The organism is Halorhodospira halochloris (assembly GCF_002356555.2).
In the GTDB taxonomy this organism is placed as follows: Bacteria; Pseudomonadota; Gammaproteobacteria; order Nitrococcales; family Halorhodospiraceae; genus Halorhodospira; species Halorhodospira halochloris.
The window spans coordinates 587,761-614,106 of record NZ_AP017372.2 but is presented as its reverse complement, the minus strand read 5'-3'; the positions used below and the strand labels follow the sequence as shown (position 1 = coordinate 614,106).

Here is a 26,346-nt window from a genome sequence, read left to right as displayed (position 1 = left end):
GTGTACTAGCTTCACTGCCAGTTCGACCAGAACCGGCGCGCCCGAGCAGGCAATCAATGCGCTGCTGCATCACTTACCGGCGGCTCCCTAAACTCTGCCAAGCGCATGCCTAGGGCATACAGCATCCCAATATAGACCAACATGCCGCCGAATACCGCCGCTACCAGCCACAAGAGACGGACTTGCAGTTCAGCTTCCAGCCACGCCTCCAGCTGCAACGCCGGATAGAGCAAAACCAACCCCATAGAGAAGGTTGCTACCGCCACTTTGATCGCCAGCGCCAACCAGCCGGCACCGGGCTTATATACCCCTTTGCGACGCAAGCCATAATAGAGCAGCGCTGAGTTGACAGTGGCAGAAACCGCCGTCGCCGCGGCCAGAGCAACATGGCCATACGCTGTCTCGTGTAGCCACCAAACAGCGGTAACTGACAGAACTAGGTTGACTATCACAGCAACTACAGCACATTTTACCGGGGTAGTCATATCTTCCCGGGAAAAATATCCGGGGGTAAGAACCTTAACCATAACGAAGCCAAACAGCCCGAGGCTATAAGCAGCAAGTGAATAGCCGGCTGCAACTACATCACTAGGGCCGAACTCCCCATACTGAAAGAGCGTCGCCAAAATAGGGCCGGCCAACACCATTAGCCCGAGCGTGGCTGGCGCGATGACCACCACTACCAGCTTAAACCCCCAGTCCAAGGTCCGCGAAAAATGCTCAGGGGCGCTGTTTACGTGTTCAGCTGACAAGCGCGGTAGCAGGATAGTCCCTAAAGCAATGCCAAATACACCGAGAGGGAACTCAACCAGTCGGTCGGAAAAGTAGAGCCAACTTACACTGCCAGCAATCAGAAATGAGGCCAGAATCGTATCCACTAGCAGGTTTATCTGCATGACCGAAGAGCCGAGCACAGCTGGCCCCATCAGCTTAGCTACTCGCCGCACTCCTGCATGGCGCAGCGAGGGACGCGGCAAAACCAGCAACCCCTCACGATAGAGAAACGGCAATTGCAGGAGCAGCTGTAATACCCCGGCCACCGCAACCCCAATACCCAAAGCCCAAATAGGCTCATCGAGCAAAGGCGACAACCACAACGCAGCCGCAATCAACGTGGCATTGAGCAAAACCGGGGCAAAGGCAAATGAGGCAAATCTGTTACAGGTATGCAGCACCGCTCCGGCGCAGGCAACCAGCGATATCAATAGGATATAAGGAAAGGTTAGAACCAATAGCTGTGCGGTCAACTCAAAGCGGTACGGATCATTGCTAAAACCGGGCGCGAAGATATAAACAACTGCCGGCGCAGCGAGCATACCAAGCACCACTATACCGGCAAGGAATGCCGCCAGGGTACCCGCCACAGAGGCAACCATCTCGCGGACCTGGGCATGGCTGCGGCTGGTCTTATAATCGGTCAAAACCGGGACAAACGCCTGAGAGAACGCCCCCTCGGCGGTAATCCGACGCATAAAATTGGGTATCTTGAAGGCAACGATGAAGGCGTCCGTCTGCGCGCTTGAACCGAAAACGCTGGCTATGATTATGTCCCGTCCTAGACCAAGGATACGCGAGACAAAAGTCAGTGAACCAAATGTAAAGATATGCCGAAAAAGGCCTGTAACCACGTACGCCTCGCTGCAAAATTTGCAAGATTACCAATACGGCTCCCCTAGCAACTCCCCCTGCGCCACTTAGTTGCCCCGGTGTGGAGGTCTTCGCGCCTCAAGGGCAGGAATTGTACCTCAACATAGACCCTTAACACCGCCCACAAGCACCGCAAAAGTGCTATTTCTCTCGTAGACCTTGACATAACTCTTCAGCGAGGGCATAGTATCGCGTCTATCTGATCGCCTACCATTGTCAGAGGGTTAGTCATCGAGACCGACCCCGTTGCAGCGATTCAAAGAAAGATTACGATTAGAAGAACAGAGTTACTCTTTGTAAACGATCATTAGGCAGGAGTGTAATCGTGGCGAACATCCCCAGCGCCAAAAAACGCGCAATTCAGGCAGAAGGTCGACGCAAGCGCAACAAGTCGCGGCGCAGTGAGATGCGCACCTCAATCAAGAGAGTACTGCAAGCCGTCAAAGGCGGGGATCCTAGCAAGGCACAAGAGGCTTATCGCAGTGCTGTACGCGTGATCGACCGCTCTGCTAATCGCGGCATAATCCACAAGAATAAGGCAGCAAGGCATAAGTCACGCCTCAACGACAAGGTCCGCAGCCTAGCTAGCTAAGAGTGAGCTCAAAACCACCTGTATGGATCTATGGCTGGATCTCTAGCCTTTATTTAGCTTTCTAGGCGGGCAGCATGGAAACGAGGCAGGTTAACTGATCCACTGGGATTTTAGGGCGCTACGTCGATCTCCCCAGCATACCTGCCTCGGCCAGCAACCCCCGGGCAGCGCCCCTCGGCTGGTTTGGCGACATGGCACCGTCTTAGGTCCGCCCCATCCGCTTACCAAATCAGCCCGCCGCTAGCCTCAGTGAGATTTACATCAAATTCCTCAACCCAGCGCATGCCCCTGATGTGCGCAACTCGGCCTACCGTCAGCTCACTCGCTGCCGCCCCCGCAGGCGGCCAAGCCCCATAAAGATCATCCTCAAAGAGAAAGCCACGCAGCCCGGACTCTTGAACCATGTAAATGCTATGCAGCCTACCTGATGATCCTGCCTCGCGGTAAATCAACTCAACCACAGTTCCCGCCGGCAAGACAACCACAGGGGGATAGATGCAAGAAATCCCGCTACAAGTAGTGGTATAAGGTAGGAATCTGCCGCTCGAACCGCCCGGATCAGCACTATCATAGACCGCAACTGGCTGATCAAGGCGCATTACCCTGCGCTCATCGCTACTTACTGACAAGCTCGGGGTGCCGCTGCGTGGCCCTGGACTCTTTCCGCCCCCCGCCGAACGAACCAGCTCGGCCACACCTGAAGCGCCATCACCGGCTAACCTATCCGCGAGCCTAGCATAGGTCACAACGCTAGAACCTATGTATGAAACTGCCGACGGATCAGCGCCACTATCAATCAATTCTTGCAAGGTCTGCGCATTGCCAAACTGCGCAGCAAAAACCAGCGGGGTGCGTCCGTTACGATCAGTGCTCTCCAGTGCTGCCCCCGCATCCAAGAGCGCCTGTACGCTCTCCTTACTCCCCCATGCCGCGGCGGCATGCAAGGGAGTAAACTCAAAACGGTCACCACCACTTGGGCTAGCGCCAGCCTCCAGTAAGGCGAGTAGAATATCGTCACGACTACTACCGCGCTCAAGCCCCGCTGCTCTATCGCGTCTTGAGATATAACCTACAGCAGCATGCCAGAGACTATCTGCACCGTGCTCATCAGCGAGCTGCGGATCAGCGCCCGCTTCAATCAGGGCCATGGCTGTATCAACCAAGCCCAAACGGGACACTTCCATCAACACCTTACGCCCAGCAGCATCGGCTCTGGGCACTTCAGCATTAGGGTCAGCACCGGCGGCCAACAGCTCTTTAACACGTGAGACGTCGCCACGCAGGGCTACTGCAACCAAGGCCTTATCACCGGTAGCATCTAAACCGGCACCATAGCGCATTAGTAGAGCTGCCGCTTGCGGGCTTGAATCAACCGCCACCGCAGCCAAATTCATCTCCTGGCCGCTCTCCTCCCATGTGGCCCAGATATCAAGCCCGTGTTCAATCATCCAATTCAGGGTTTCGACATCGCCAGCCCGCACCACATCGGCAGCTGCGTAGGCAGACGGGGGACGCTCAGTTACTTGCCGTAAGATGCTAACCGCACGGGGATGATCAGCAGCCGCTGCCAATGACAAGGCAGTAGCACCTAGCTCATCACGTCGATCAGGGTCAGCACCAGCTGCGAGCAGTTTTTCAACCACCTCATGTTGGCCATTCCTGGCAGCCAGCATGAGCGGCGTAAGGCCTTGCTCGTCCGGCTGATCGACTCTTTGAGTTGCCTCGAGCAAATCTGCCAATGCGGGCGTTAAATCACTTTCAAGCGCATAGTGCAAAGGCAAACGCCCCGAATTATCGGTTTTATTAGGCGATATGCCGTACTCCAGCAGCGATACCAGCATAGAGTCCTGCCCATGGACTGCAGCGTAGTGGAGGAGGTTGCGGCCAACTTGATCCGTATAGGAAGTCAGGTCTCCCACTTCCAGCGCCTCTTCCAGACGACTCTGGTCCGCCGCGCGAATCGCCTCTATCGCATCTCTGCCGCCGTTCAAGGGTTGCCATAAGGCGCACCCTCCAACATGACCTAGCACAAGCCCTAGCAATAACCCCTTACAGAGGAAAAATCTGAGACAACGCCCACTTAAGATCCGCCTAGCCATAGTTAGCCATGCCAAACTCAGTTCAATATTCAGCCGGTGACAACCATGTTATCGCGGTGTATCAACTCCGGTTCATCAACATAACCTAGCACCTGCTCAAGCTCAGAGCTGGCCCGCCCGCATATCATCTCGGCCTCATCGCTAGCATAACCGACCAGCCCACGGGCCACCTCAAGGCCAGAGGAGTCAATGCATACCACCATATCACCACGAGAAAAATCGCCCTTCACGCCGACCACCCCCACTGGCAACAGGCTTTTCCCGCCCTCACGAAGCGCGCGTGCCGCCCCATCGTCGAGCCGCAACTCCCCGGCAACCTGCAGGTGGCTAGCCAACCACTGCTTGCGCGCAGCCAAGGGCTCACTATCGGGGACGAAAAGCGTACCAATATCCGCCTCGCCCTGAGCAATCTTTTCAATTACCTGCTGTTCACGCCCATCGGCTACAACCGTATACGCCCCCGAGCGTGCCGCCCGGGCAGCGGCCCTGACCTTCGTCAGCATCCCGCCCCGCCCCAACTCACCAGGACTTACCCCGCAAAGTCTCTCCAGCCCCGGATCCCCGGCCCGCGCTTCGCAGATCAGTTCAGCCTGCGGGTTGTCGCGCGGATCGCTATCCATCATGCCTGGCTGATCAGTAAGTATCAGCAAGCCCTGTGCCTCAACAAGATTGGCAACCAGTGCCGCCAGGGTATCGTTATCACCAAAGCGGATCTCATCGGTGACAACTGTATCGTTCTCATTGACGATAGGGATTATGCCCAAACGCAGCATCTCCCGCAGAGCGCTCCTAGCATTAAGGTAGCGGCGCCTATCGGAAAGGTCATCATGGGTCAACAACACCTGAGCAGTCATCAAATGGTGAGGCGCAAACCCCTCAGACCAAGTGCTGACCAGGCCACTTTGGCCCAGCGCCGCGGCCGCCTGCAACTGATAAACAGCCCTTGGGCGCTGCTGCCAGCCAAGTCGCTTAACACCTTCAGCAACAGCTCCTGAGGAGACCACTGTCACCTGCCGCCCGGCCTTGCGCAGCCCGGCAATCTGATCTGCCCAGGCTGATATACAGGCACGATCAAGGCCACTACCGTTACCAGTAACTAGGGCACTGCCTACCTTTACAACCCAGCGTTGAACCCTAGCAAGAGAGCTACGTTGAGATTTCTGCCCCATTACTACCGCGCTGCTCCTTAAGATAATCCATTATGCCACCACACAGCTGATGCACCCCCTCACCGGTCAGAGCAGAGATGCTGTAGGCCGGACCCTGCCAATCCAGACGCTTCACAATATCGCCCACCCTCTCCGAGCGCTGCTCTGCAGGTAACAAATCTATCCGATTAACCACCAACCAGCGCGGCTTGGCGGCCAAATCAGGATCAAACTGCTCCAACTCAGCTAGCAGGGTCTGGGCATCGGCTACCGGATCTCCGCCCCAGTCCTGGGCAACTGCATCGACGATATGCAATAACAGCCCCGTCCTACTCAAGTGCTTGAGAAACTGAACACCCAGCCCAGCACCCTGTGCGGCCCCAGCAATAAGCCCGGGGATATCTGCAATCACAAAGGACTTATGCGCCTCCATCCGCACTACGCCGAGCTGTGGATAGAGGGTTGTAAAGGGGTAGTCAGCAACTTTCGGCCGCGCCGCAGAGGCCGCACGGATGAAGGTTGACTTGCCGACATTGGGCATCCCCAGCAAGCCCACATCGGCCAAGACCTGCAGTTCCAAACGCAGTTCGCGGACCTCGCCTGAGCCCCCCGGGATTGACTGGCGTGGAGCACGGTTAGTCGAGCTTTTAAAGTGCAGGTTGCCTAGCCCCCCCTTGCCTCCTGCGGCAACCAGCAAGCGCTGGCCGTGCTCAGTAAGATCTCCCATAAGCTCACCGGTATCGTTCTCATATACCAGTGTGCCAACAGGCACCTGAAGCAAGCGATCTTCTCCTGAACGGCCGGTGCACTGCCTACCGCTGCCGGATTGGCCAGGCTCGGCTCGGAACTGGCGTTCATGGCGATAATCGACTAGTGTGGTCAATCCCTCATCGGCCTGCAGATAGACACTGCCCCCACGCCCCCCATCACCGCCATCCGGCCCGCCACGGGGCACATACTTCTCCCGCCGAAAGCTAACACTACCGTCGCCTCCATCTCCCGCATGGACTCTTATGGTGACTTCATCTACGAAACGCATGATTGTGTTGGCATCTCAGTCAGAAAATAAAAAACCCCGCTCTGGGGCGGGGCTTAAGTGTCGGAACGTTTTCCGCTGGCCAATCAGATCGCCTCAATCCGAACTTGGCGACGCTTGTTGGGCCCCTTACGCTCAAACACTACACGGCCATCACGCTTGGCGAAGAGAGTGTGGTCTTTGCCAATACCGACATAATCACCAGGATGAAAGTGCGTTCCGCGCTGGCGCACTATTATGCTCCCGGCGTTAACCTGCTCACCACCAAATCTTTTGACACCAAGACGTTTAGAATGCGAATCGCGTCCGTTCTTGGTGCTTCCACCAGCCTTTTTGTGCGCCATCTCGTTTACTCCTCCAGTCAGCCGGCACTAATGCCGGTGATTTTTAGCTCGGTATAAGACTGGCGATGCCCATGGTGGCGACGATAGTTCTTACGCCTTTTGAACTTGGTCACATCAATCTTGCGGCCCCGCCCCTGATCTACAACCTCAGCCTGAACCGTGCTGCCCTCAACTCGCGGCGCACCGATCTTGACGTCACCTTTGCTTCCTACCATCAATACGTCGTCGAGATTAATCTTTTCCCCGACCTGTGCTGACAGCTTCTCAACCCGCACCACATCTCCCTCGGTGACGCGATACTGTTTGCCGCCACTACGGATCACCGCGTACATCAGCCTTGTGCTCCTATGTTCTACCTATCGATTCTTTATAATCGCAGAGTTGCGAAGTGCGTGGTATGATAGACGATCAAGCCGCACAGGTAAAGCCGCAAAGGCATTGCCACGAGGAGCAGACAAAAAAAGTGCGGCGAAAGCGCACCTTCTATTGTGTTCTCCCCCCTTTACGTAACATCCTATGCTCGACGCCAGGGAAGGGATCCGGTAGCCACAGGCACCGGTCAAGCAGGATCTGAGCTTATAAATGATGGTTCCGCGGCTCGAGTTAGTAACCCGGGTCGGGTATGTAGGCAGCAGAGGTTGCAGTAACATCCCAAGCCGGCGTCTCAAGAGCATAACGGCTGAGGATGACATAAAGTCCAATACGGAGGTAGTACCATGACTGACATTCGCACGGGCCTCACCGACGAGGAGTGCCAAGAGATCCACGAGATGAACATGCTCGGCATGCATGCTTACTGGTCGATCGGCCTGATCGCCAACGCTTTGGCCTACGCCTGGCGTCCGTTCCACCAAGGCCGTGCCGGTAACCGCCTTGAGGATCATGCGCCGGATTACGTGCGTTCCGCACTCACCTCGGTTCAAGAGCAAGCCAGCAGTGTAACTGCCGCTGCTCAACAAATGCCCGTAATCGGCTAACGGCTAAGGAGACTTAACCATGTGGAAACTTTGGAAATTTGTTGACTTTCGCATGACTGCGGTAGGCTTCCACCTGTTCTTCGCGCTGCTGGCGTTCGCAGTGCATTTCGCCTGCATCAGCTCAGAGCGCTTCAACTGGCTGGAAGGTGCGCCTGCAGCGGAGTACTACATGGATGAGAATCCGGGCATCTGGGCCCGTACTTCCTACGACGGCTAAGTTGGCTCTTAGAGTCTTGCCGCAGCGACTCGCGGCAAGCACAACTTAGCGGTACGTGTAGTAACCGGCCAACTTTATAACTAAGTTGGCCGGTTTTTTTGTGGGTGCTATACGCTCTACCTATCAGCGCCGCAAGATTGATTGCCCCTCTAAACCCAGTTGAGCAAAGCAGTAAGAGCGATTCTTACCGATCCAGCTGCCATGGATAGCGCCACCAACCTCTCCCGCGAATGATTGCAAAGCTTAGCGCTCCAGGGCTCAGCGCTCCAGGAGAGTTGCGCAGCTCAACTGGCTTTAGAAGCTCCCTGGCGCCATCTGCGGGGAAGGGGGTTGTTGCTGGCCGCCAAAAGGTGCTTGCTGAGCAGGCCCCGGTGCGCCCATGCCCCCACCTTGTCCTGGACCGGCTGGCTGTTGTTGCCCGCCGCCTGGAGGAGATGGCATCTGGCCACCGCTTTCGTACCTACTCGCAGTTTGGGCAGCCTGTTGTGCCCCCTGAGTGTCACCCACTTGCATACGCGAGGCAGCTATTAACCACCAACTCTCCCGCAGCACGTCATTATTATTGCCACCCCGGCTAATAGCACGCTGAGCCAGGTTTTCCGAGCGCTGGAAATCGCCCAACTGATACCTGACAGCCGCCAACTTCTGTAGCAATACCGGATGATCAGGCTCCTGCTCTAGCGCCGACTCTAAACTCTCCGCTGCACTATGGTAATTGCCCGCCTCATACGCCTCCCGCGCTTGCCTAGAGAGACCACTCACCCCCTGCTCTCTTCCCCAACCAGGCGATTGACCCTGTTGCCGGCGATCATCAGCGCTTCGTTGATCTTGATGGAGCCACCCTGATCTGTCGTCACTACCATCATCCTGCTGGGAATCCCGGCCAGCAGCCTGGGGCTGCCGAGAGTCCTGCGCCTGAGGCGCACCCCCCTCCTCGGGAGGCACATAGCAGCCTGCAATATGGATCAAGCCACTAACGATAACCACAGCCCCCAAGCCACGTATCATCTTCTGTTACCTCGGTCAGATGCTTGCTGGTACCTCATTGTATGTTAGCAAACATGCGTGAGATCTTCCCAAGTCCTACAACTAGTTGATCAATATCCTCGTAACCGTTGTACAGGCCAACTGAGGCTCGCACAGTAGCTGGAACACCGTAACTCTCCATTAAGGGCTGAGTACAATGATGGCCAGCCCGGACTGCAATACCCTGCTCATCTAGCAGCATAGCCACGTCGTTCGGATGAGGTCCAGCCATTACAAAGGAAATCGCGCCGGCACGCTTATCGGGCTTACCGATTAAACTTACACCTTCAATCTGAGCTATTCGCTCAACCGCGTACTCCAGCAGTGCCTCCTCGTGTTCAGCGACTTGGCGACGATCAAAGGAATTTAAGTAGTCAATAGCGGCCCCCAGACCTATAGCACCGGCAATGTTCGGGGTGCCGGCTTCAAAACGTGCCGGCGGCTCGGCAAATTCAGTACCACCAAAAGAGACACGTTTAATCATATCCCCGCCACCTTGGTATGGCTGCATCTGCGCGAGAAGATCATACCGCCCGTAAAGGACACCTATGCCGGTCGGCCCGTAGACCTTATGCCCGGAGAAGGCATAAAAATCCGCCTCAAGCTGCTGCACATCTATAGGCAGATGCGGCGCCGCCTGCGCCCCGTCTACCAGCACCGGGATTCCCCGTCCCTTGGCCATAGTTACTATATCGCTTACCGGGTTAACAGTACCTAAAGTATTGGAGACGTGGCTTACGCTTACCAGCTTGGTTCGCTCATTCATAAGTTCAGCGACCGAGTCCAGCTCGATTTCGCCTTGATCGTTTATTGGCACCACCCGTAGTTTGGCCCCACAGCGCTGCTCAAGCAGCTGCCAGGGAACAATATTGGAATGGTGTTCAAGGTGCGTGATAAGGATCTCGTCACCCGGCTCAAGACGCGGCGCGAGAAATGAGCTAGCAACCAGATTAATTGCCTCGGTTGTGCCGCGTACAAAGATTATTTCGCGTGAGTCGGGAGCGTTGATGAACTCCTTGGCCTTGGAGCGAGCTGCCTCAAACTCCCGAGTGCACTCCTGAGAGAGGGTATGCAAACCACGATGGACGTTAGCGTAGTAGCGCCTATAGCAGTCCATCTCTGCATCAATCACTGCTTGAGGTTTCTGGGCACTAGCGGCGCTATCCAGATAGATTAGCCTCTTATCCTGCAAGCGGCGTTGCAAGACTGGAAAGTCAGCGCGGACGCTCTCGACATCGAACGCTTTAGCGGCTGTAGCGACAGCCATGTCAATATCTTTGCTCATATCACGCTACCAATCAGCAAGGGGACAGGGAGTTTATGGCGCCACCCACTAGCGCTTAAACACAATTGGAGTAGTACGTCACTCACCACGGCAGCCTTTAGCCGTGCTCGCCTGCAACCAAAGAGAGAAAATCATCGAGACGCTTCAGCTCATACTCTGCGGCTAATGAAACCGGGCAATAATCAATCGCTTGTGCCGCAAAGGCCCTAATCAACAAAGACTTAGCAGTCTGCTCATCTATGCCACGGGCGCGCATGTAGAAAATCGCTTGTTCATCCAACTCCCCTGCGGTAGCACCATGGCTACACCGTACATCATCTGCATATATCTCCAAGCGCGGTACTGAGTGTGCTAGCGCTAGCGGGCTAAGCAGCAAGTTACGGTTCTGCTGCTCGGCATCGGTCTTTTGTGCACCCGGATCAACGTGCACCATACCGTCGAAAAGGCTCTCCGAGCGCCCCGCCAGCACCCCTTTAAAGAACTGCCGACTGCGCGTCTGCTCACAGCAGTGACGAACCGAACTATGGTGCTCTACAAAGCGGCGTTTATCACTGAGATGGAATCCTGTCAGGCTGGCATCACCACCCTCACCTCTAAGAGCCGCAGCCATCTCGACCCTTACCTGGTCACCCCCTTGCACATAACTATGGAATGATACTTCGGCAGCAGCAGCAACATCGGCAGTTACCGCGCCCAGCTGATGGCCATTATCACCCTCTTCACTAATCCGCGCCACCTCAGCACTGCCGTTAGCAGCGACAAAGAATTCACTGACCGGGGTACTGGTGTAGTCGACCCCATCCGCGCCCCCGTGCCACTCGATTAGTTGCAGTTCGGCCCCCTCAGCAACCTCAACCAGTAGGCGCGGATAACAAATACTGGAGTCGGCCTGGGCAGTTGAGTAACTCGCCACCAACAACGGTCTGTCGGGCTTAACTTGCGGCTTTACGTGGACAAACAGGGCATCACGTAGCAGGGCGGTGTTCAATGCAACGATTGGGTTAGCCTGCAGATCTACACTGCTGGAGAGCCTATGCGACCAATCCTCAATGTCCGTAGCCTGCAAGCCGCCGCTAAGGCTAGACAGAGTTATCCCCTCAGGCAGTAGATCCAAATCGGAAAGGCACCAGTCAAGCTGGCCATCAACAAAGACCAACCGCGGCCCAGAATCGACCGGCAGCAACTCATCTAGTACAGCTATGCCCTTGGCTGCATCCCCGGGACTTAAGGGGGCTTGCAGCTGACGCCCCGCAAACGCGGCCAGATTATTATGGCGCCAATGCTCCCAACCCTTATCCGGCAGTCCGCTGGAGCTAAGGGCCAATTGAGCCTGCTCACGCAGTTGCGACAACCAATCGGGGCCGCCAGTGGGCAAGCTCATATCGTCAAGCGCCGCGACCGGTGCCCTGCCCTGCCCAGTCGCCATTACGCAGCCTCCTCATCTTCAAACAAGGAGTAGCCGCTATCCTCTAGCTCTTGGGCTAATTCCTTACCGCCTGAGCGCACGATGCGCCCGTTGACCATAACATGAACATAGTCCGGCTCAATGTAACTGAGCAGGCGCTGGTAGTGAGTGATTAGCAAGAACGAGCGCTGCTCCGAACGCATCCGGTTAACGCCCTCGGCAACAGCCTTAAGGGCATCGATATCCAGGCCTGAGTCGGTTTCATCAAGTATTGCCAGCTTCGGCTCTAATACAGTCAGGTGGAATATCTCGTTGCGCTTCTTCTCCCCCCCCGAGAAGCCGGAGTTTACCGCACGCTTTAGCAGCGAGTCATCAAGCCCCACCCACTGAGCACGCTCTCTGACAAGCTTAAGAAATGAGACCGGATCGATCTCCTCTTCGCCACGTGCTCGGCGCGCAGCATTCAGTGCTGCCTTTAGGAAGTAGCTATTACTAACCCCAGGGATCTCCACCGGATACTGGAACCCCATGAAAAGGCCAGACCTGGCCCGCTCTTCAGGCTCCATTGCAAAGAGATCCTGGCCGTCAAACTCTACCTTGCCGCCGGTGACTGTGTAGCCTTCATCACCGGCTAGCACTTTCGACAAAGTGCTCTTACCCGAGCCGTTAGGCCCCATTATTGCGTGTACTTCGCCCGGCTCCATAGCCAGGTTCAATCCCTTCAGGATGGGACTATCTTCGATGGATGCCTGGAGGTTTTCTATCCTGAGCATAGTCAGACTCCGCGCTAGGTCTGTAGATTGATTTGGCTTTATTATCCCAATAGAGTGCCTCTAACACTCCACCACCCCCCGTTGTTGCCCCGGTGTGCAAGACGCCGTGAATCCATCCCTGGAGACATCATGGAGCCACCCCCTGGCGCCCCATGACCTCCACGCCGGGCAACAATAGCGCGGGGGAGTTTTTAGAGGCGACCTATAGCTAGGAGATTTAACCGACACTGTCCTCAAGGGTTACTTCTAGCAATTTTTGTGCCTCAACCGCGAATTCCATCGGCAATTCTTGGAAAACCTCTTTACAGAAACCGTTTACTATCATCGACACGGCATCTTCTTCACTAATGCCGCGTTGTTTGCAGTAAAAGATCTGCTCATCGCTGATTTTTGAGGTGGTCGCCTCATGCTCTAGTTGAGCACTGGGGTTCTGAACATCCATATAAGGGTAGGTGTGTGCCCCACAACTCGAACTCAGCAACATAGAGTCGCACTGCGAGTGATTGCGTGCACCATTAGCGGTCGGCAATATCTTGACCAAACCACGATAGCTCTGATCGGCAGAGTCTGCCGATATCCCCTTGGAGACTATCTGACTGCGGGTATGCTTGCCGATATGGATCATTTTGGTGCCGGTGTCGGCCTGTTGCTTACCGCGCGTTACCGCGACTGAATAAAACTCACCGCTCGACTCATCGCCCTTGAGAACACAACTCGGGTATTTCCAGGTTATCGCCGAACCTGTCTCAACTTGGGTCCAGGATATCTTCGAGCGTGCCCCCTCACACAAACCACGCTTGGTGACGAAATTATAGACGCCTCCCCGCCCCTGCTCATCGCCTGGATACCAGTTCTGCACCGTCGAGTATTTAATGTGGGCATCGTGGTGGGCAACTAGCTCAACTACGGCTGCGTGCAGCTGATGCTCATCACGCTGCGGCGCAGTACACCCTTCCAGGTAAGAGACGTAGCTGCCTGGCTCAGCAATTATCAAAGTCCGCTCAAACTGTCCGGTATGGCCGGCGTTGATGCGAAAGTAAGTCGATAATTCCATCGGGCATTCAACGCCTTCAGGGATATAGACAAAAGAGCCATCGGAGAATACTGCTGAATTCAGCGCGGCAAAGTAGTTATCCTTACGCGGCACAACGGAACCAATGTATCGCTGGACCAGTTCTGGATGATCGCGCAGGGCCTCCGAAATAGAGCAAAATATAACCCCATGCTTGGCGAGCTCATCCTTGAAGGTGGTAGTTACCGACACAGAGTCAAAAACTGCGTCGACAGCCACCTTTTTGGTAAATGACCCTTTATCTCCTTCTGCAGAGCCATCCTCACCCTCACCTGCAGCCGCAGAACCATCCTCTTCCACCCCGGCTAACATCTTTTGCTCGTGCAGGGGGATGCCCAGCTTGGCGTAGGTCTCCAAGAGCTTTGGATCGACCTCATCGAGGCTGCCGGGCTTTTTACTGGGGGCCGCAAAGTACGAGATCGCCTGGAAATCTATGGGTTCAAAGCTGACCTTTTGCCAATTAGGCATGCTCATTTGTAGCCACGAGTGGTACGCCTCCAAACGCCACTCGAGCATCCACTGCGGCTCATTTTTTTTAGCCGAGATAAAGCGTATTGTCTCCTCGTTAAGCCCCGGGGGGGCAAACTCCTGCTCTATATCGGTATAGAATCCTGCTGCATAGCCACGCTGTGAAAACTGCTCAATGTAGTCATTCTTCTGCGACGCCATAATTGGCCCCCGTGCCCACGCTATCTGAGCGCTGATTGTGAAAGGTTACTGACTGCTCCTGAGGCGCGCCCATCTGCTCCAGCGTCACCCCCTGCAAGGCTGTGCGCACAACATCACTGATTCGCGACCACGCGGCTCCCGCGTTACAATCGTAGGCATGAGCACAACTTTGAGTACCATTCTCGACGCAATCCGTTATGGCAATAGGCCCCTCAAGGGCCTCAATGACTTCCAAGATATTTACCTGATCGGGTGTTCGCGACAGGCCATAGCCACCCTTCGTTCCCCGAAAGGAGCAAAGCAGCCCAGCATGAACCAGTTGCTTCATTACTTTACTAACTATAGGCTGCGGTAAACCGTGAGCGTACGCCAACTGCGCAGAGCTAGCCCTTTGCTCAGGCACACGGGCCATAGCGCTAAGTATGAGCACGCCGTAGTCTGTTTCGCGATTGATGCGCAGCATTAGGTTGAACCTGCAAATAAACCGTACTCACAGGGTACAGATTAAATCTAGCCGATGGAAGTCTTTGGAACTGATTTAGACAATGGAGGACAACGTGCCTGACAAAAAGAAATCAGCACCGCCGCGGCATAACTACCGACTGATCATTGAAGAACGAGACACTGGTTGGGAGGTCATATTCTTCGATACCGAGGGCCGCGTCCAGCATATCAGCCGCTCCGATAACGAGATCGGCGCCTTACGATCAGCTTACTTCATGGCTCACTACTACCACTACGACCGCGATGTCCTGATCAGGACGCGTCACGGCGACAAGATGCTAGACATCGAGAATCTTATGAGAAACCGCCGCCCGCAAAGATGAGAAAACTATCCCCTAGCCCGTATGATCAGCCAGGGGACCCCGACTCGGGATGTCGTAACGTAGTCCATGCTCACACCGAAGAGCCAGCAGCTCTTCGCCAATTAAATAAAGCTCTCACAAACCGTTATCTTGGCACCTTAAGAAATACTGTTAGGCTAGGTTTTCCACTTCGCCGCCCAACACATACTGCTCAACCCGTTTAATTTCATCGCGCATCTTGGCTGCCTGTTCGAACTCCAGATTACGGGCATGCTGTTGCATAAGCTTCTCTAACTCACGAATCTTTTTAACCCCCTGCGCCGGAGTCATAGCGTTGTACTCAGCAGCTGCATCAGCTACCTGAGCATACTTACGTGCATCACCTGGGGCTGGAACCCCGCCTCGCTCCATGATATCCGGCACATCCTTACATATAGACTGCGGGGTGATGCCGTGCTCGCGGTTATGCGCAATCTGCTTGGCCCGACGCCGCTCGGTCTCATCAATCGCCCGGCGCATAGAATCGGTTATCTTATCGGCATAGAGAATGGCACGACCTTCAACATTGCGAGCGGCCCGGCCAATAGTCTGGATCAGCGAACGAGTTGAGCGCAGAAACCCCTCCTTATCAGCGTCGAGTATTGCCACTAAGGAGACCTCGGGGATATCCAACCCCTCCCGCAACAGGTTAATCCCCACCAAAACGTCGAAATGGCCCAGGCGCAGATCACGGATGATCTCTGTCCTCTCTACCGTGTCTACATCTGAGTGGAGATAGCGCACGCGCACGCCGTTTTCCTGTAAATAGTCGGTTAGATCCTCAGCCATGCGCTTGGTCAAGGTAGTAACCAGTACCCGTTGCGCCAACTCCACGCGCTTGCGGATCTCGGCATAGAGGTCATCAATCTGCGAGCCGGCCGGCCGCACTTCGACCTCTGGATCGACCAGACCGGTAGGGCGCACCACCTGCTCCACCACCTGACCAGAGTGTTCATCCTCAAAGGGCCCCGGAGTTGCTGAGACATATACCGTCTGAGGGGAGAGACGGCGGAACTCATCGAATTTTAACGGCCTATTATCCAACGCCGAGGGCAGCCGAAAGCCGTATTCCACCAAGGTCTGTTTGCGCGAACGATCACCCTTATACATCCCGCCAATTTGGGGCACCGTAACGTGAGATTCATCGATGAAGACCACTGCATGAGACGGCACGTAATCGAGCAGTGTCGGTGGTGGCTCCCCTGGGGCACGCCCAGAAAGATAGCGCGAGTAGTTCTCGATACCGTTACAGTAACCAAGCTCGAGCATCATCTCCATATCAAAGCGGGTCCGCTCCTCAAGCCGTTGCGCCTCGACTAACTTGTCAGCAGAGCGCAGTTCAGCGAGTCGCTCGCGCAACTCCTCGCCAATCTGCTCGACCGCCTTTTTGATCTGCTCGGCCGGGGTAACGTAGTGGGTCTTCGGATAGATGGTTACCCTGGGTACGCTCCTGTGCACTTCTCCGGTCAGCGGATCGAACCAAGCCAACTCTTCAATCTCATCATCAAAGAGCTGGATGCGCACCGCCTCTTCTTGCGACTCAGCAGGAAATACATCGATAGTCTCACCGCGGACCCGATAAGTGCCCCGACTTAACTCGACGTCATTGCGGGTATACTGTAGCTCCGCTAAGCGTCGCAAAATATCGCGCTGATCTATAACCTCTCCGCGCACCAAGTGCAGCAGCATTGACATATAAGCCTGAGGGTCGCCCAAGCCATAGATGGAGGAGACAGAGGCAACGATCACCGTGTCGCGGTGTTCGAGCACGGCCTTGGTCGCTGATAGGCGCATCTGCTCGATGTGCTCGTTAACCGAGGCATCCTTCTCGATAAAGGTATCCGAGGATGGCACATAGGCCTCGGGCTGATAGTAGTCGTAGTAGGAGACGAAGTACTCAACCCGGTTGTGCGGCAAAAACTCGCGCATCTCGCCGTAAAGCTGCGCTGCCAGAGTCTTGTTAGGGGCGAGGATCAATGCCGGGCGCTGCAGCTGCTCAATTACGTTGGCGATGGTAAAGGTCTTCCCAGAGCCAGTGACTCCGAGCAGAGTCTGATCGGCCAGACCGCTCTCCAGCCCGTCAACCAGGCCTTCTATTGCTTGGGGTTGATCACCCGCTGGCTGATAGCGTGATTTAATCTGAAAACGTTCGGTCATAGTGCGATTATAGCTCTTCATAGCAATACATGCCGAAAAGTTAGTATCATAGCGTCCAGGTTTTTAAGTCTAATTGGGGGATTCCATGGAGTTTAAACTCGCCGACCGTGTCAACCGTATCAAGCCATCGCCAACCTTAGCCGTTACCGCCCGTGCCGCGGAATTGCGCGCAGCTGGTGAGGATGTCATCGGTCTTGGGGCCGGTGAGCCCGACTTTGATACACCACAGCACATTGTCGAGGCAGCTATAGACGCCGCCCGCAACGGTCAAACCCGTTACACCGCGGTAGATGGCACGGCTGAGTTAAAGCAATCGATTATCGATAAGCTACATCGCGATAACCAGTTATCCTACTCAGCGAAACAGATCCTCGTCTCATGCGGCGCCAAGCAATCACTGTTTAACCTGATGGCCGCGCTACTTAACGACGGTGATGAGGTAGTAATTCCGGCTCCCTACTGGGTCTCGTACCCGGATATAGCCCTGCTCTTCGGCGCCAAGCCAAAACTCGTCAAGGCCGGGGCAGAGAGTCGCTTCAAGATCTCACCTCAGCAACTTGAAGAGGCCATTACTGACAAGACCCGCCTAGTCATCCTCAACAGCCCTTCTAACCCCACCGGGACAGCTTATACCAAGGCCGAGCTAGCCGAGCTAGGCAGCGTCTTAGAGCGCTACCCGCAGGTGGTGGTAGCCAGCGATGATATCTATGAGCACATCATCTGGCGCGAGGAACCATTCAGCAACATAGTCAATGCCTGCCCCTCGCTAGCTGACCGCGCCGTCGTAGTCAACGGTGTCTCCAAGGCGTATGCCATGACCGGCTGGAGAATTGGCTATGCTGCCGGGCCAGCACCACTGATTGGGGCCATGAACAAAGTCCAATCACAAAGCACCTCCAACCCTACTTCGATCTCTCAGGCTGCATCGGTCGCGGCACTAAATGGCGATCAAGGGTGCATTGAGCCCATGCTGAAGGCCTTCAAGGAGCGCCACGACTTCGTCCTGGACAAGCTCAACTCCATGCCCGGGGTGAGTTGTACCCCATGTGACGGTACCTTTTACTGCTTCCCGCTGATGCAAGAGGCAATGGAGCGGCTAGGCTGCGATGACGATGTTGCCTTTGCCGAGAAACTGCTCAATGAAACAGGCGTGGCCCTAGTACCTGGGTCGGCATTCGGACTACCGGGCTATGCCCGCATCTCCTACGCCACCTCAATGGAGAATCTCGAGAAGGCTATGGAGCGGCTCCATAAGGCCTTGAGCTAAGGCGCCATGAAGCCTCCAGGGATGGATTCACGGCGTCCTCCACACCGGGGGCGGATGGCGGCGCCGGCGAAGTTTTAGAGGTTACCATAGGGAGGCAGGGAGTGCGCATTATTACGCACCAAAAAGACGACTAAATCGCTTGCCCATTTATGGGCACGGTGCTAACTTGCCCTGGTGTCGAACGGATCGGCCCCCGCTGGACAGAGTGGCCAGCGGTCAAAAAGGCTTATTAAGCGTACAAGGAGGTTTTCAATGAGCACTATCATCCGCAATACATACAAGGCACTAGGTGGGGCAGCTGTTGTAGCTGGTTCGATCAGCTCCCTGGCATTCGCCGCAGGCAATGTCGACATCAACAGCGCTAATGCCGCTGAACTGACAACGTTGACTGGGGTCGGGCCCACACTAGCTGAGGCGATCATCGAACACCGCGATCTGCACGGGCCTTTTAACAGCGCCGATGACCTAACTAAGGTATCGGGCATTGGGCCGGCGACTATCGCCCGTAATCAAGAATCGATTACTGTCGGGGCTGAAGAGTAATTACTGAAGTTATTTTTAAGGCTGCCGCGGTGAGCTACGCAAAGCTCCGCCGCGGCGGTTATGCCGTCAGGGACGGGCATGAAACCTCCAAGAGGAACCTCTAGAACAGTTCCGGGAGCCACTTATCTGTTCCGGTGTGGAGGACTTGGCGCCTGGTATGGCGACATGAAGCCTCCAGGGATGGATTAACGGCACCCTCCACACCGGAACAGATAAGTGGCTCCCGGAACTGTTCTAGAGGCACCCCGAGGAGTGATTCACGGCGTAATTTATCCACGCCGGGGCAGCCAATCGGCTCAGGGGCAGTTTTAGAGATTGCATAATGACCTAAGCGCCAGCACGAAAAATAACCAATCAGACAATTGTCTAGGGCACCAGTATGCAGGCACAAAATAACGGCTTCGAAGCACGCGGAAAGATTTACGCAGATCTACTCGAGACAGTTGGCAACACTCCGCTTGTAAGCCTTGCCAGGCTCAAGCAAAACAAAAAATTGGTAGCCGAACCGCTAGCCAAACTAGAATTTTTCAACCCCTTAAGTTCGGTCAAGGATCGCATAGCCAAGGCTATGATCGACAGCGCTGAAAGAGCCGGCCACATAAGACCTGGCGCTTCGACACTGATTGAGCCCACATCCGGCAACACCGGCATCGGCCTCGCCTTTATCGCTGCGGCTCGCGGTTACCGACTGATTCTGACCATGCCGGAGAGCATGTCCGCAGAGAGACGCAAATTATTCGCCTATTTCGGCGCCGAAATGGCCCTGACCCCACCCAGTGGAGGGATGCGCGGAGCAATTGACAAGGCCACTGAACTATTGACACAGATCCCCGATAGCTACTGCCCTGGACAGTTCGAGAATCCTGCCAACCCGGAAACCCACCGCCGTGCGACGGCTGAAGAGATTTGGCGCGACACTGCAGGAGAGATTGATATATTCGTTGCCGGGGTCGGCACCGGCGGCACCCTAACCGGTGTTGCTGACGTGCTCAAGCAGCGCAACCCCGACTTGCAAGCAATCGCCGTCGAACCAGCTAACTCACCCGTACTCTCCGGTGGCAAACCTGGCCCTCATGGACTGCAAGGCATAGGCGCAGGCTTCATACCCAAGACCCTAGATACTAGCCTCATAGACGAAACAATCGCCGTCAAGGATGAGGATGCCCTAGCACGGAGCCAAGAGATTGCCCATCTTGAGGGCATCCCCGCGGGAATCTCCAGTGGCGCTGCACTGCAGGCCACTATAGAGGTCGCCAGCCGCGCGGAGAACCGTGACAAAAGACTGGTCACAATCCTGCCCTCGGCGGCGGAAAGATATCTCTCCACCGCCCTCTTCGCCGGGCTCTTAGAAAGCGGCTAATCTATCGTCAATGCCAATTTGCCCATAACCCCACCAGCTTCGAGGTAACGGTGCGCTTCCTCTGCCCGCTCCAGCGGCCATGTCTTTTCGACGTGCACCTTAACTCTACCTGCTGCTAACCGAGTTGCCATGGCTTCTAGAATGGAAGTTTGATGCTCGCGTAGATCCATCCGCCCCAAAACCATAGGAGTCAGCATTAACTCCTGCGCCACACTGAGGTTATGCATACGAGCATGCTGCCAATCCAGTCCTTCCGGTAAAGCTAATATGGTCACCAAACGGCCATAAGTGGCCAGGGCATGCAGTGATCGCGCGCAGGTCTCACCCCCGACGCAGTCAAGCACCAGATCGACGCCTTCGCCATCGGTCAGTTCTAAAGCTACATCGACAAAGTCCCGCTCTCGGTAGCGAATAACCTCATCAGCACCTAACTCGCCGACAAAACACTCTTTTTTGTCATCACTTACGGTGGTCAACACCCGAGCACCAGTCTCGCTTGCCAGCTGTATGGCTAAGTGCCCAACCCCGCCCGCACCAGCATGGATAAGTACGGTTTCATCGCCACCAAGCCTACCCCTGTCAAACAGCCCCTCCCAGGCGGTAAGCGCGGCCAGCGGGGTTGCTGCAGCTGTTACGTGGTCAATGTTTTGCGGAATTATGGCCAGACAGCGCTCGTCGACCACCGCATACTCGGCGTAGTTCCCCGGGTCGAAACCAATCCCACCATTAAAATAGAAGACTCTATCACCAGGGCTAACTCGCTCTACCCCCTCTCCGATAGCCTCGACAACCCCTGCTCCATCACACCCTAACACTGCCGGTAGTGAGGCATCCGAGCTAAACAGTCCACGACTGCGTATCTTGGTGTCGATAGGGTTTATTCCAGCAGCAGAGATTTTCACCTTTGCCTGTCTAGGCCCTGGTTCTGCAGCCGTGGAATCCTCGACTCGCAGCACCTCTGGCCCACCTATAGCAGTCATCTGTACACAGCGCATAACCGAGCTAACCTCTTGTATTTAGTCTACTAAACACTGTATTGAGATTAGTCTAGCTGGTCAGACAGGATTACGCCAGCAACCAGATAGTGTCGCAGCCGGTCACATGGAAATGGTAGCAAACTCAGGACTAGGTGGGTGTGTGTGGGGGGGGTTAGCGACCGGATTAAGGCGCGGTGAGGGTATGCCGATAAATCGGGCTATGTCTGAAGTTCAAAGCCGACTTTTATGGCTCCCCGGGACGGATTCGAACCGCCGACCCAGTGGTTAACAGCCACTTGCTCTACCGCTGAGCTACCGGGGAAACGCTATTGCCACTCGCCGAGTACAGACTGTGATTTTGCCGTACTCACATTCTCTAGTCAAGGTGTAAATCAATTATACTTCTTGCTGCTCGCGCTGGATCATCGGCCCGCGTTACTCGGCTGCCGAACGATTTGCTTACGGCAAGCCCTTAGATTTCCTCTACCGGACGCATGCTCGCCCACTGCTTACAGCCTGGACAGTGCCAAAATAGTGACCGACTCGAGAAGCCACACTTTTTACACCTGTACAGCGACCTGATAGCCTCAAGGCGATCAAATAGACCGAGCAGAATTTGTAGATCGCGAGGATCTATAGGTTGCCCCATCGAGTAAGCCAGTGAGACGAGCCTCCTAATGCCTACCAAGGTGGGATGGCGCCTGAGCAGGCCGGTCAGCTCATTAAGGGCCTCGTGGGTTCCACGCCGCTCACTTACTATCTCAGCGAGACGGGCGACCAACCTGCCGTCCGGGTACTGATTAATTACTTCGCGCAGAAAGCCTTCGAGTCGCTCCGGCGTTCCCTGCGCCTCAAAGCAAGCATCCAGACCATCAACTATCTCTGGCACCATCGCCAAATCCTGGCGTGCAACTGCCTTGTAGGCCTTAATTGCCGCCCTGCACCGCTTTTGCTCGCGCTCCAAATCCCCCCGCAGTATGTTCGCCCGAACACAGCCTCGATCGACCTTAAGGGCCTTGTTAATCTGCTCACGCACTGTCGCCACCTCGCCCTCGGCCATGGCAGCAGCGGCAAGCTCACAGTGTAATTGGGCTATAGAGTCCCGATAGTCCCGGTTGCTGATACGGTCAAGGCGCTGAGCAACATCGATGGCCTTGCTCCACTCCTTCTCGTGCTCATATATGGTCAGCAAGTTTCTTAAGGCTTGCTCGACGTGGGCATCCTGCTCTATTACCTTACCGAAGACCTCTTCAGCGCGGTCAAAGAGCCCCGCCTTCATGAAGTCTTCGCCTAGGGCAAGTAGGGCATATATCCGTTGTTGCGTGGTAAGGTTGGGACGGGCTACCAGATTCTGATGTATCTGAATTGCCCTATCGACTTCGCCCCGGCGTCGGAACAAGCTGCCGAGGGCCAGGTGAGCTTCAGCAGTCTCACTGTCGATTTCAGCCATTTGCGTGAAGACTTCGAGAGCCTTGTCACGCTCATCATTGAGCAAATAGTTTATGCCCTGCAGATATGAATCAGGGATAGACCCACGGCGCCCAGAGCCTTGCACGGACGCCGCCTCGCGGCGACCAACTACCCAACCAGTCAAGGCGGCTACCGGCAACAGCAGCCACATCAACTCATGCATGGCCTAGTTGCTCAATCTGAAGAACCACTTAGGGGAGAGCGGCGCATAGCCTGCAATTGACGCTCACTATAACCCAGCTGGCGGCGCAGCCTATGGATCTCACGCCCCCGTCGCCATACTGCACCAAGGCTGGCCAAACCGCCTAGGGCAGCACCAAGCATAAGGGCTCCCACCATTGCCACCGACAAGGCGACCTCAACATCGGCAAAGAAGAGGTCGAGGTCCACCGGATCGGCGTTCAAAACCGAGAACGCCAGCCCGAACATAACTATCAGCAGAATTCCAATAACGGCGAATATTCTTCGCATGGGCCGGCTCCCAGACTACTTATAAACAATCAGCTTGAGTTAAGAAGACCCCGCCGCACTTTGACGGCCCTGATTAACACGCTCGCGCAATTCCTTACCGGGGCGAAAGTGGGGGACATACTTTTCAGCCAACGCCACTGGCTCGCCGGTCTTGGGATTGCGCCCCATCCGCGCGGGCCGGTAATGCAGAGCGAAACTCCCGAAACCGCGGATCTCAATCCGTTCACCATTGGCAAGAGACTCACTCATATGCTCGAGCACCTTCTTCACGGCGTCCTCGACATCCTTTTGGGCAAGGAATGCCTGCTTTGATGTGAGTGCCTCAATAAGCTCGGACTTCGTCATTTGGTTAAGAGTCCCTGTTGATCCCCAGATGATGCCACATATCCAGACCGGATGGCAGCAACACTGCCATCCGGTAGCCTGGCCCGCTAGTCGTTGCTATCGCGGCTGCTACTCATTTGCTCTTTTAGTAGATCTCCAAGTTGAGTAGTCCCGGCACTGCTCGGACTTGGGCGACCGTGCTCCTGGACCGCCTGCTGCTCTTCTTCAGCCTCCTGGCTGCGCAGGGACAGGTTGATAAGGCGGTTGCGGCGATCGACGCCGATGAACTTTGCCTCAAGCTCCTGGCCTTCTTTCAGCATGGTCCGGGCATCCTCAACCCTCTCCCGCGATAGATCAGATGCCCTGATATACCCTTCTACCCCGCCACCGAGATCGACACTAGCGCCTTTGGGCTCAACGCTGGTTACTGTGCAGGTAACGCTACATCCCTTCTGGTGCTCCCCAAGCCACTGGCTAAGCGGGTCTTGCTCGAGCTGCTTGACACCCAGAGAGATGCGCTCGCGTTCCGGGTCGATTGACAGGACTACCGTCTCTACCTCATCGCCCTTACGGTACTTGCGCACCGCTTCCTCTCCAGCATCATCCCAGGACAGGTCGGAGAGATGGACGAGCCCGTCAATACCTCCCTCAAGGCCGACGAAGATGCCAAAGTCAGTTATCGACTTGATCTGGCCTACCACCCGATCGCCTTTGGAGTATTGGGCAGCGAATTCATCCCATGGATTAGGCTGGCACTGCTTCATCCCCAGTGATATACGCCGACGTTCCTCGTCGATATCGAGGATCATGACCTCAACCTCATCCCCGACCGAGACCAGCTTGGCCGGATTGACGTTCTTATTGGTCCAGTCCATTTCTGAGACGTGCACCAGCCCCTCTACGCCTTCTTCTATCTCGACAAAGCAGCCGTACTCAGTAATATTGGTGACCTTACCGGGAACCCTGGCGCCTTCAGGATAGCGCTGGGCAATAGCCTCCCAGGGGTCGGCACCAAGCTGCTTGAGGCCGAGGGATACGCGATTGCGATCGCGATCGAATTTAAGAACCTTTACATCGATCTCCTGGCCTACCTCGACGATCTCTGAAGGGTTCTTGACCCGGCGCCACGCCATATCAGTGATGTGTAGCAGGCCGTCAATGCCGCCCAAATCGACGAATGCGCCATAATCGGTCAAGTTCTTGACGATACCCTTGAGGCTCTCACCTTCCTGGAGCTTCTCAAGCAGGGCCTCGCGCTCGGCGCTGTATTCTTCTTCCACCACAGCACGGCGCGAAACGACCACGTTGTTGCGCCGGGCATCGAGCTTGATGACCTTGAACTCTAGATTCTTGCCTTCCAGGTAAGTGGTGTCCCGCACTGGGCGGATATCAACCAGTGAGCCCGGTAGGAACGCCCGGATATGGCCAAGATCAACGGTGAAACCACCCTTAACCTTACCACTTATCAGGCCGTTGACCGTCCTTGACTGCTCAAAGGCCTCCTCCAGCGCCCTCCAAGCATAAGCCCGCTTAGCGCGTTCGCGCGATAGGCGAGTCTCGCCGAATCCATCCTCAACAGAATCAAGGGCTACCTCTACCTCATCGCCAACACTGACTTCGAGGTTGCCAGACTCATCGTAAAATTGGGAGATGGGGATCACAGCCTCCGACTTAAGTCCGGCATTTACGATCACATCTTCGCTGTCTATATCCACTACCTGCGCCATAACTATGGCGCCGGGGCGCATGTCGGTGTTGGCAAGGCTCTCTTCAAAGAGCTCAGCAAAACTTTCGGTCATCACTCAGTCGATCCAGGACCGTAAAACGGTCTATTGTTGCGTGTGAATTACACCGGCCCGTTTGAGCCGCCCTAAAACTTATATAGTAACATCAGCTAATTGCTGCACTTTGTCGCAGCCTTAGCTGGTTACCCCACTACTAAAGAGAACCCTCTAATGCTGCTAGCGCTCCGCTAGTACAGCCATAACCCGCTCAAATACGGCCCCTACCCCAATTCCAGTGGTATCTATCACCTGGGCATCGGCGGCCGGCACGAGCGGGGAAACAGAACGTGAGGCATCACGTCTATCACGCTCTGCAATCTCCTCAGTGAGGACGGCAAGGCTAACATCGGCTCCCTGCTCCTTCAACTGTTTATATCGCCGCTCTGCCCGCTCCTCGGCGCTGGCGGTTAAAAATACCTTAAAATCTGCATCGGGGAAAACAACTGTCCCCATATCGCGACCATCGGCAACCAATCCGGGGGGCTGGCGGAAATCACGCTGGCGCTGCAGCAAGGCCTCTCTTACCGGCTGCAAGGCAGCAACCTGAGAGGCCAGGGCCCCTGTAGTCTCAGTGCGGATTTCAGCGGTTACATCATCTCCCGCCAGCAATACTCGCTCACCCTCGGCGCCGACAACAAACTCCACCGGCAGGTTGGCTGCCAATTCCGCAGCTAAGTCAGCATCTTGTGTATCTACCCCACAGCGCTGGCAATGCAGACCTGTAAGCCTATACAAGGCTCCGCTATCGAGAAAATGCCAACCCTTTGCCAGCACCACTTCACGAGCTATGGTTCCCTTGCCCGCACCGCTAGGACCGTCAATAGTCAAAACTGGAATATGGATTGCACCGCTCATAGT

General features: G+C 55.5%; 26 protein-coding genes and 1 tRNA gene. 7 read left to right on the top strand and 20 right to left on the bottom strand.

What is annotated here, in order from left to right; translation table 11 throughout:
• Window positions 1–53: 53 nt before the first annotated feature.
• A complete protein-coding gene (gene murJ, locus HH1059_RS02985) occupies window positions 54–1,628 on the bottom strand; it encodes a murein biosynthesis integral membrane protein MurJ (RefSeq protein ID WP_096408116.1) in 1,575 nt (524 codons plus the stop codon).
• A gap of 344 nt (window positions 1,629–1,972) precedes the next feature.
• On the opposite strand from murJ, the gene rpsT reads away from it, so the two are divergent.
• A complete protein-coding gene (rpsT, locus tag HH1059_RS02980; RefSeq protein WP_096408114.1) occupies window positions 1,973–2,239 on the top strand; it encodes a 30S ribosomal protein S20 in 267 nt (88 codons plus the stop codon).
• A gap of 221 nt (window positions 2,240–2,460) precedes the next feature.
• Here rpsT and HH1059_RS02975 read toward each other — a convergent pair whose 3' ends face one another.
• The 5 genes from HH1059_RS02975 to rplU all read right to left on the bottom strand — a co-directional run bounded on the left by HH1059_RS02975 (window position 2,461) and on the right by rplU (window position 7,198).
• Window positions 2,461–4,230 (bottom strand): ankyrin repeat domain-containing protein, encoded by a 1,770-nt coding sequence (locus HH1059_RS02975; RefSeq protein WP_162549327.1) that lies wholly within the window; start codon window positions 4,228–4,230, stop codon window positions 2,461–2,463.
• Between the two features lie 137 nt (window positions 4,231–4,367).
• Window positions 4,368–5,507, bottom strand: a complete 1,140-nt coding sequence (gene proB / locus HH1059_RS02970) for a glutamate 5-kinase (RefSeq protein WP_096408109.1) — start codon at window positions 5,505–5,507, stop codon at window positions 4,368–4,370.
• Complete coding sequence (cgtA, locus tag HH1059_RS02965) at window positions 5,485–6,525, bottom strand: Obg family GTPase CgtA (protein ID WP_096408106.1); 1,041 nt, start codon at window positions 6,523–6,525, stop codon at window positions 5,485–5,487. The genes proB and cgtA overlap by 23 nt, the downstream gene beginning before the upstream one ends.
• Before the next feature lie 83 nt (window positions 6,526–6,608).
• On the bottom strand, window positions 6,609–6,866 hold the full coding sequence (gene rpmA / locus HH1059_RS02960; RefSeq protein ID WP_096408104.1) for a 50S ribosomal protein L27: 258 nt from the start codon (window positions 6,864–6,866) through the stop codon (window positions 6,609–6,611).
• A gap of 17 nt (window positions 6,867–6,883) precedes the next feature.
• Entirely contained in the window at window positions 6,884–7,198 is a 315-nt protein-coding gene (gene rplU / locus HH1059_RS02955) for a 50S ribosomal protein L21 (protein ID WP_096408102.1), read from the bottom strand.
• A gap of 384 nt (window positions 7,199–7,582) precedes the next feature.
• On the opposite strand from rplU, the gene HH1059_RS02950 reads away from it, so the two are divergent.
• Complete coding sequence (locus HH1059_RS02950) at window positions 7,583–7,843, top strand: hypothetical protein (protein ID WP_096408099.1); 261 nt, start codon at window positions 7,583–7,585, stop codon at window positions 7,841–7,843.
• 19 nt (window positions 7,844–7,862) lie between these two features.
• Window positions 7,863–8,060, top strand: coding sequence for a light-harvesting antenna LH1, alpha subunit (gene pufA, locus HH1059_RS02945; RefSeq protein ID WP_096408097.1), 198 nt, complete (start codon window positions 7,863–7,865; stop codon window positions 8,058–8,060).
• 294 nt (window positions 8,061–8,354) lie between these two features.
• Here the strand turns inward: pufA and HH1059_RS02940 are convergent, their stop codons facing one another.
• From HH1059_RS02940 to HH1059_RS02915, 6 genes are all read right to left on the bottom strand, one after another.
• Window positions 8,355–9,068 (bottom strand): tetratricopeptide repeat protein, encoded by a 714-nt coding sequence (locus HH1059_RS02940; RefSeq protein WP_096408094.1) that lies wholly within the window; start codon window positions 9,066–9,068, stop codon window positions 8,355–8,357.
• A 34-nt stretch (window positions 9,069–9,102) separates the two neighbouring features.
• Window positions 9,103–10,371 carry an aminotransferase class V-fold PLP-dependent enzyme gene (locus tag HH1059_RS02935; protein ID WP_096408092.1) on the bottom strand — a complete coding sequence of 423 codons (1,269 nt, stop codon included), beginning with the start codon at window positions 10,369–10,371 and terminating at the stop codon, window positions 9,103–9,105.
• Between the two features lie 97 nt (window positions 10,372–10,468).
• Window positions 10,469–11,797 (bottom strand): Fe-S cluster assembly protein SufD, encoded by a 1,329-nt coding sequence (gene sufD / locus HH1059_RS02930; RefSeq protein ID WP_096408089.1) that lies wholly within the window; start codon window positions 11,795–11,797, stop codon window positions 10,469–10,471.
• Window positions 11,797–12,549: a Fe-S cluster assembly ATPase SufC gene (gene sufC / locus HH1059_RS02925; RefSeq protein ID WP_096408087.1), complete on the bottom strand. Its 753-nt coding sequence runs from the start codon at window positions 12,547–12,549 to the stop codon at window positions 11,797–11,799. Before sufC ends, sufD begins: the two co-directional genes overlap by 1 nt.
• A 217-nt stretch (window positions 12,550–12,766) precedes the next feature.
• A complete protein-coding gene (gene sufB / locus HH1059_RS02920; RefSeq protein WP_096408084.1) occupies window positions 12,767–14,290 on the bottom strand; it encodes a Fe-S cluster assembly protein SufB in 1,524 nt (507 codons plus the stop codon).
• Window positions 14,271–14,753, bottom strand: coding sequence for an SUF system Fe-S cluster assembly regulator (locus tag HH1059_RS02915; RefSeq protein ID WP_096408082.1), 483 nt, complete (start codon window positions 14,751–14,753; stop codon window positions 14,271–14,273). Before HH1059_RS02915 ends, sufB begins: the two co-directional genes overlap by 20 nt.
• Before the next feature lie 94 nt (window positions 14,754–14,847).
• Between HH1059_RS02915 and HH1059_RS02910 the strand changes: the two genes are divergently transcribed.
• On the top strand, window positions 14,848–15,117 hold the full coding sequence (locus HH1059_RS02910) for a hypothetical protein (RefSeq protein ID WP_162549326.1): 270 nt from the start codon (window positions 14,848–14,850) through the stop codon (window positions 15,115–15,117).
• Between the two features lie 150 nt (window positions 15,118–15,267).
• Here HH1059_RS02910 and uvrB read toward each other — a convergent pair whose 3' ends face one another.
• On the bottom strand, window positions 15,268–17,292 hold the full coding sequence (uvrB, locus tag HH1059_RS02905) for an excinuclease ABC subunit UvrB (protein WP_096410305.1): 2,025 nt from the start codon (window positions 17,290–17,292) through the stop codon (window positions 15,268–15,270).
• Between the two features lie 85 nt (window positions 17,293–17,377).
• Between uvrB and HH1059_RS02900 the strand changes: the two genes are divergently transcribed.
• From HH1059_RS02900 to cysK, 3 genes are all read left to right on the top strand, one after another.
• Window positions 17,378–18,559, top strand: a complete 1,182-nt coding sequence (locus tag HH1059_RS02900) for a pyridoxal phosphate-dependent aminotransferase (protein ID WP_096408077.1) — start codon at window positions 17,378–17,380, stop codon at window positions 18,557–18,559.
• Between the two features lie 252 nt (window positions 18,560–18,811).
• Window positions 18,812–19,102 carry a ComEA family DNA-binding protein gene (locus tag HH1059_RS02895; protein WP_096408074.1) on the top strand — a complete coding sequence of 97 codons (291 nt, stop codon included), beginning with the start codon at window positions 18,812–18,814 and terminating at the stop codon, window positions 19,100–19,102.
• 379 nt (window positions 19,103–19,481) lie between these two features.
• On the top strand, window positions 19,482–20,462 hold the full coding sequence (cysK, locus tag HH1059_RS02890) for a cysteine synthase A (RefSeq protein ID WP_096408072.1): 981 nt from the start codon (window positions 19,482–19,484) through the stop codon (window positions 20,460–20,462).
• Here the strand turns inward: cysK and HH1059_RS02885 are convergent.
• The 7 genes from HH1059_RS02885 to cmk all read right to left on the bottom strand — a co-directional run bounded on the left by HH1059_RS02885 (window position 20,459) and on the right by cmk (window position 26,343).
• Window positions 20,459–21,457 carry a zinc-binding dehydrogenase gene (locus HH1059_RS02885; RefSeq protein ID WP_096408069.1) on the bottom strand — a complete coding sequence of 333 codons (999 nt, stop codon included), beginning with the start codon at window positions 21,455–21,457 and terminating at the stop codon, window positions 20,459–20,461. The genes cysK and HH1059_RS02885 overlap by 4 nt on opposite strands.
• A 229-nt stretch (window positions 21,458–21,686) precedes the next feature.
• Window positions 21,687–21,761: transfer RNA gene (locus HH1059_RS02880), tRNA-Asn, on the bottom strand.
• Window positions 21,762–21,911: 150 nt separating this feature from the next.
• On the bottom strand, window positions 21,912–23,072 hold the full coding sequence (gene lapB / locus HH1059_RS02875; protein WP_096408066.1) for a lipopolysaccharide assembly protein LapB: 1,161 nt from the start codon (window positions 23,070–23,072) through the stop codon (window positions 21,912–21,914).
• 11 nt (window positions 23,073–23,083) lie between these two features.
• Complete coding sequence (locus tag HH1059_RS02870) at window positions 23,084–23,380, bottom strand: LapA family protein (RefSeq protein WP_096408064.1); 297 nt, start codon at window positions 23,378–23,380, stop codon at window positions 23,084–23,086.
• Window positions 23,381–23,419: 39 nt separating this feature from the next.
• Window positions 23,420–23,725, bottom strand: a complete 306-nt coding sequence (locus HH1059_RS02865) for an integration host factor subunit beta (RefSeq protein ID WP_096408061.1) — start codon at window positions 23,723–23,725, stop codon at window positions 23,420–23,422.
• A gap of 86 nt (window positions 23,726–23,811) precedes the next feature.
• Complete coding sequence (gene rpsA, locus HH1059_RS02860; protein WP_096408059.1) at window positions 23,812–25,503, bottom strand: 30S ribosomal protein S1; 1,692 nt, start codon at window positions 25,501–25,503, stop codon at window positions 23,812–23,814.
• A 162-nt stretch (window positions 25,504–25,665) separates the two neighbouring features.
• The gene (cmk, locus tag HH1059_RS02855; protein WP_096408056.1) at window positions 25,666–26,343 is read right to left on the bottom strand and encodes a (d)CMP kinase; all 678 of its coding nucleotides are present in this window, start codon (window positions 26,341–26,343) and stop codon (window positions 25,666–25,668) included.
• Window positions 26,344–26,346 lie beyond the last annotated feature (3 nt).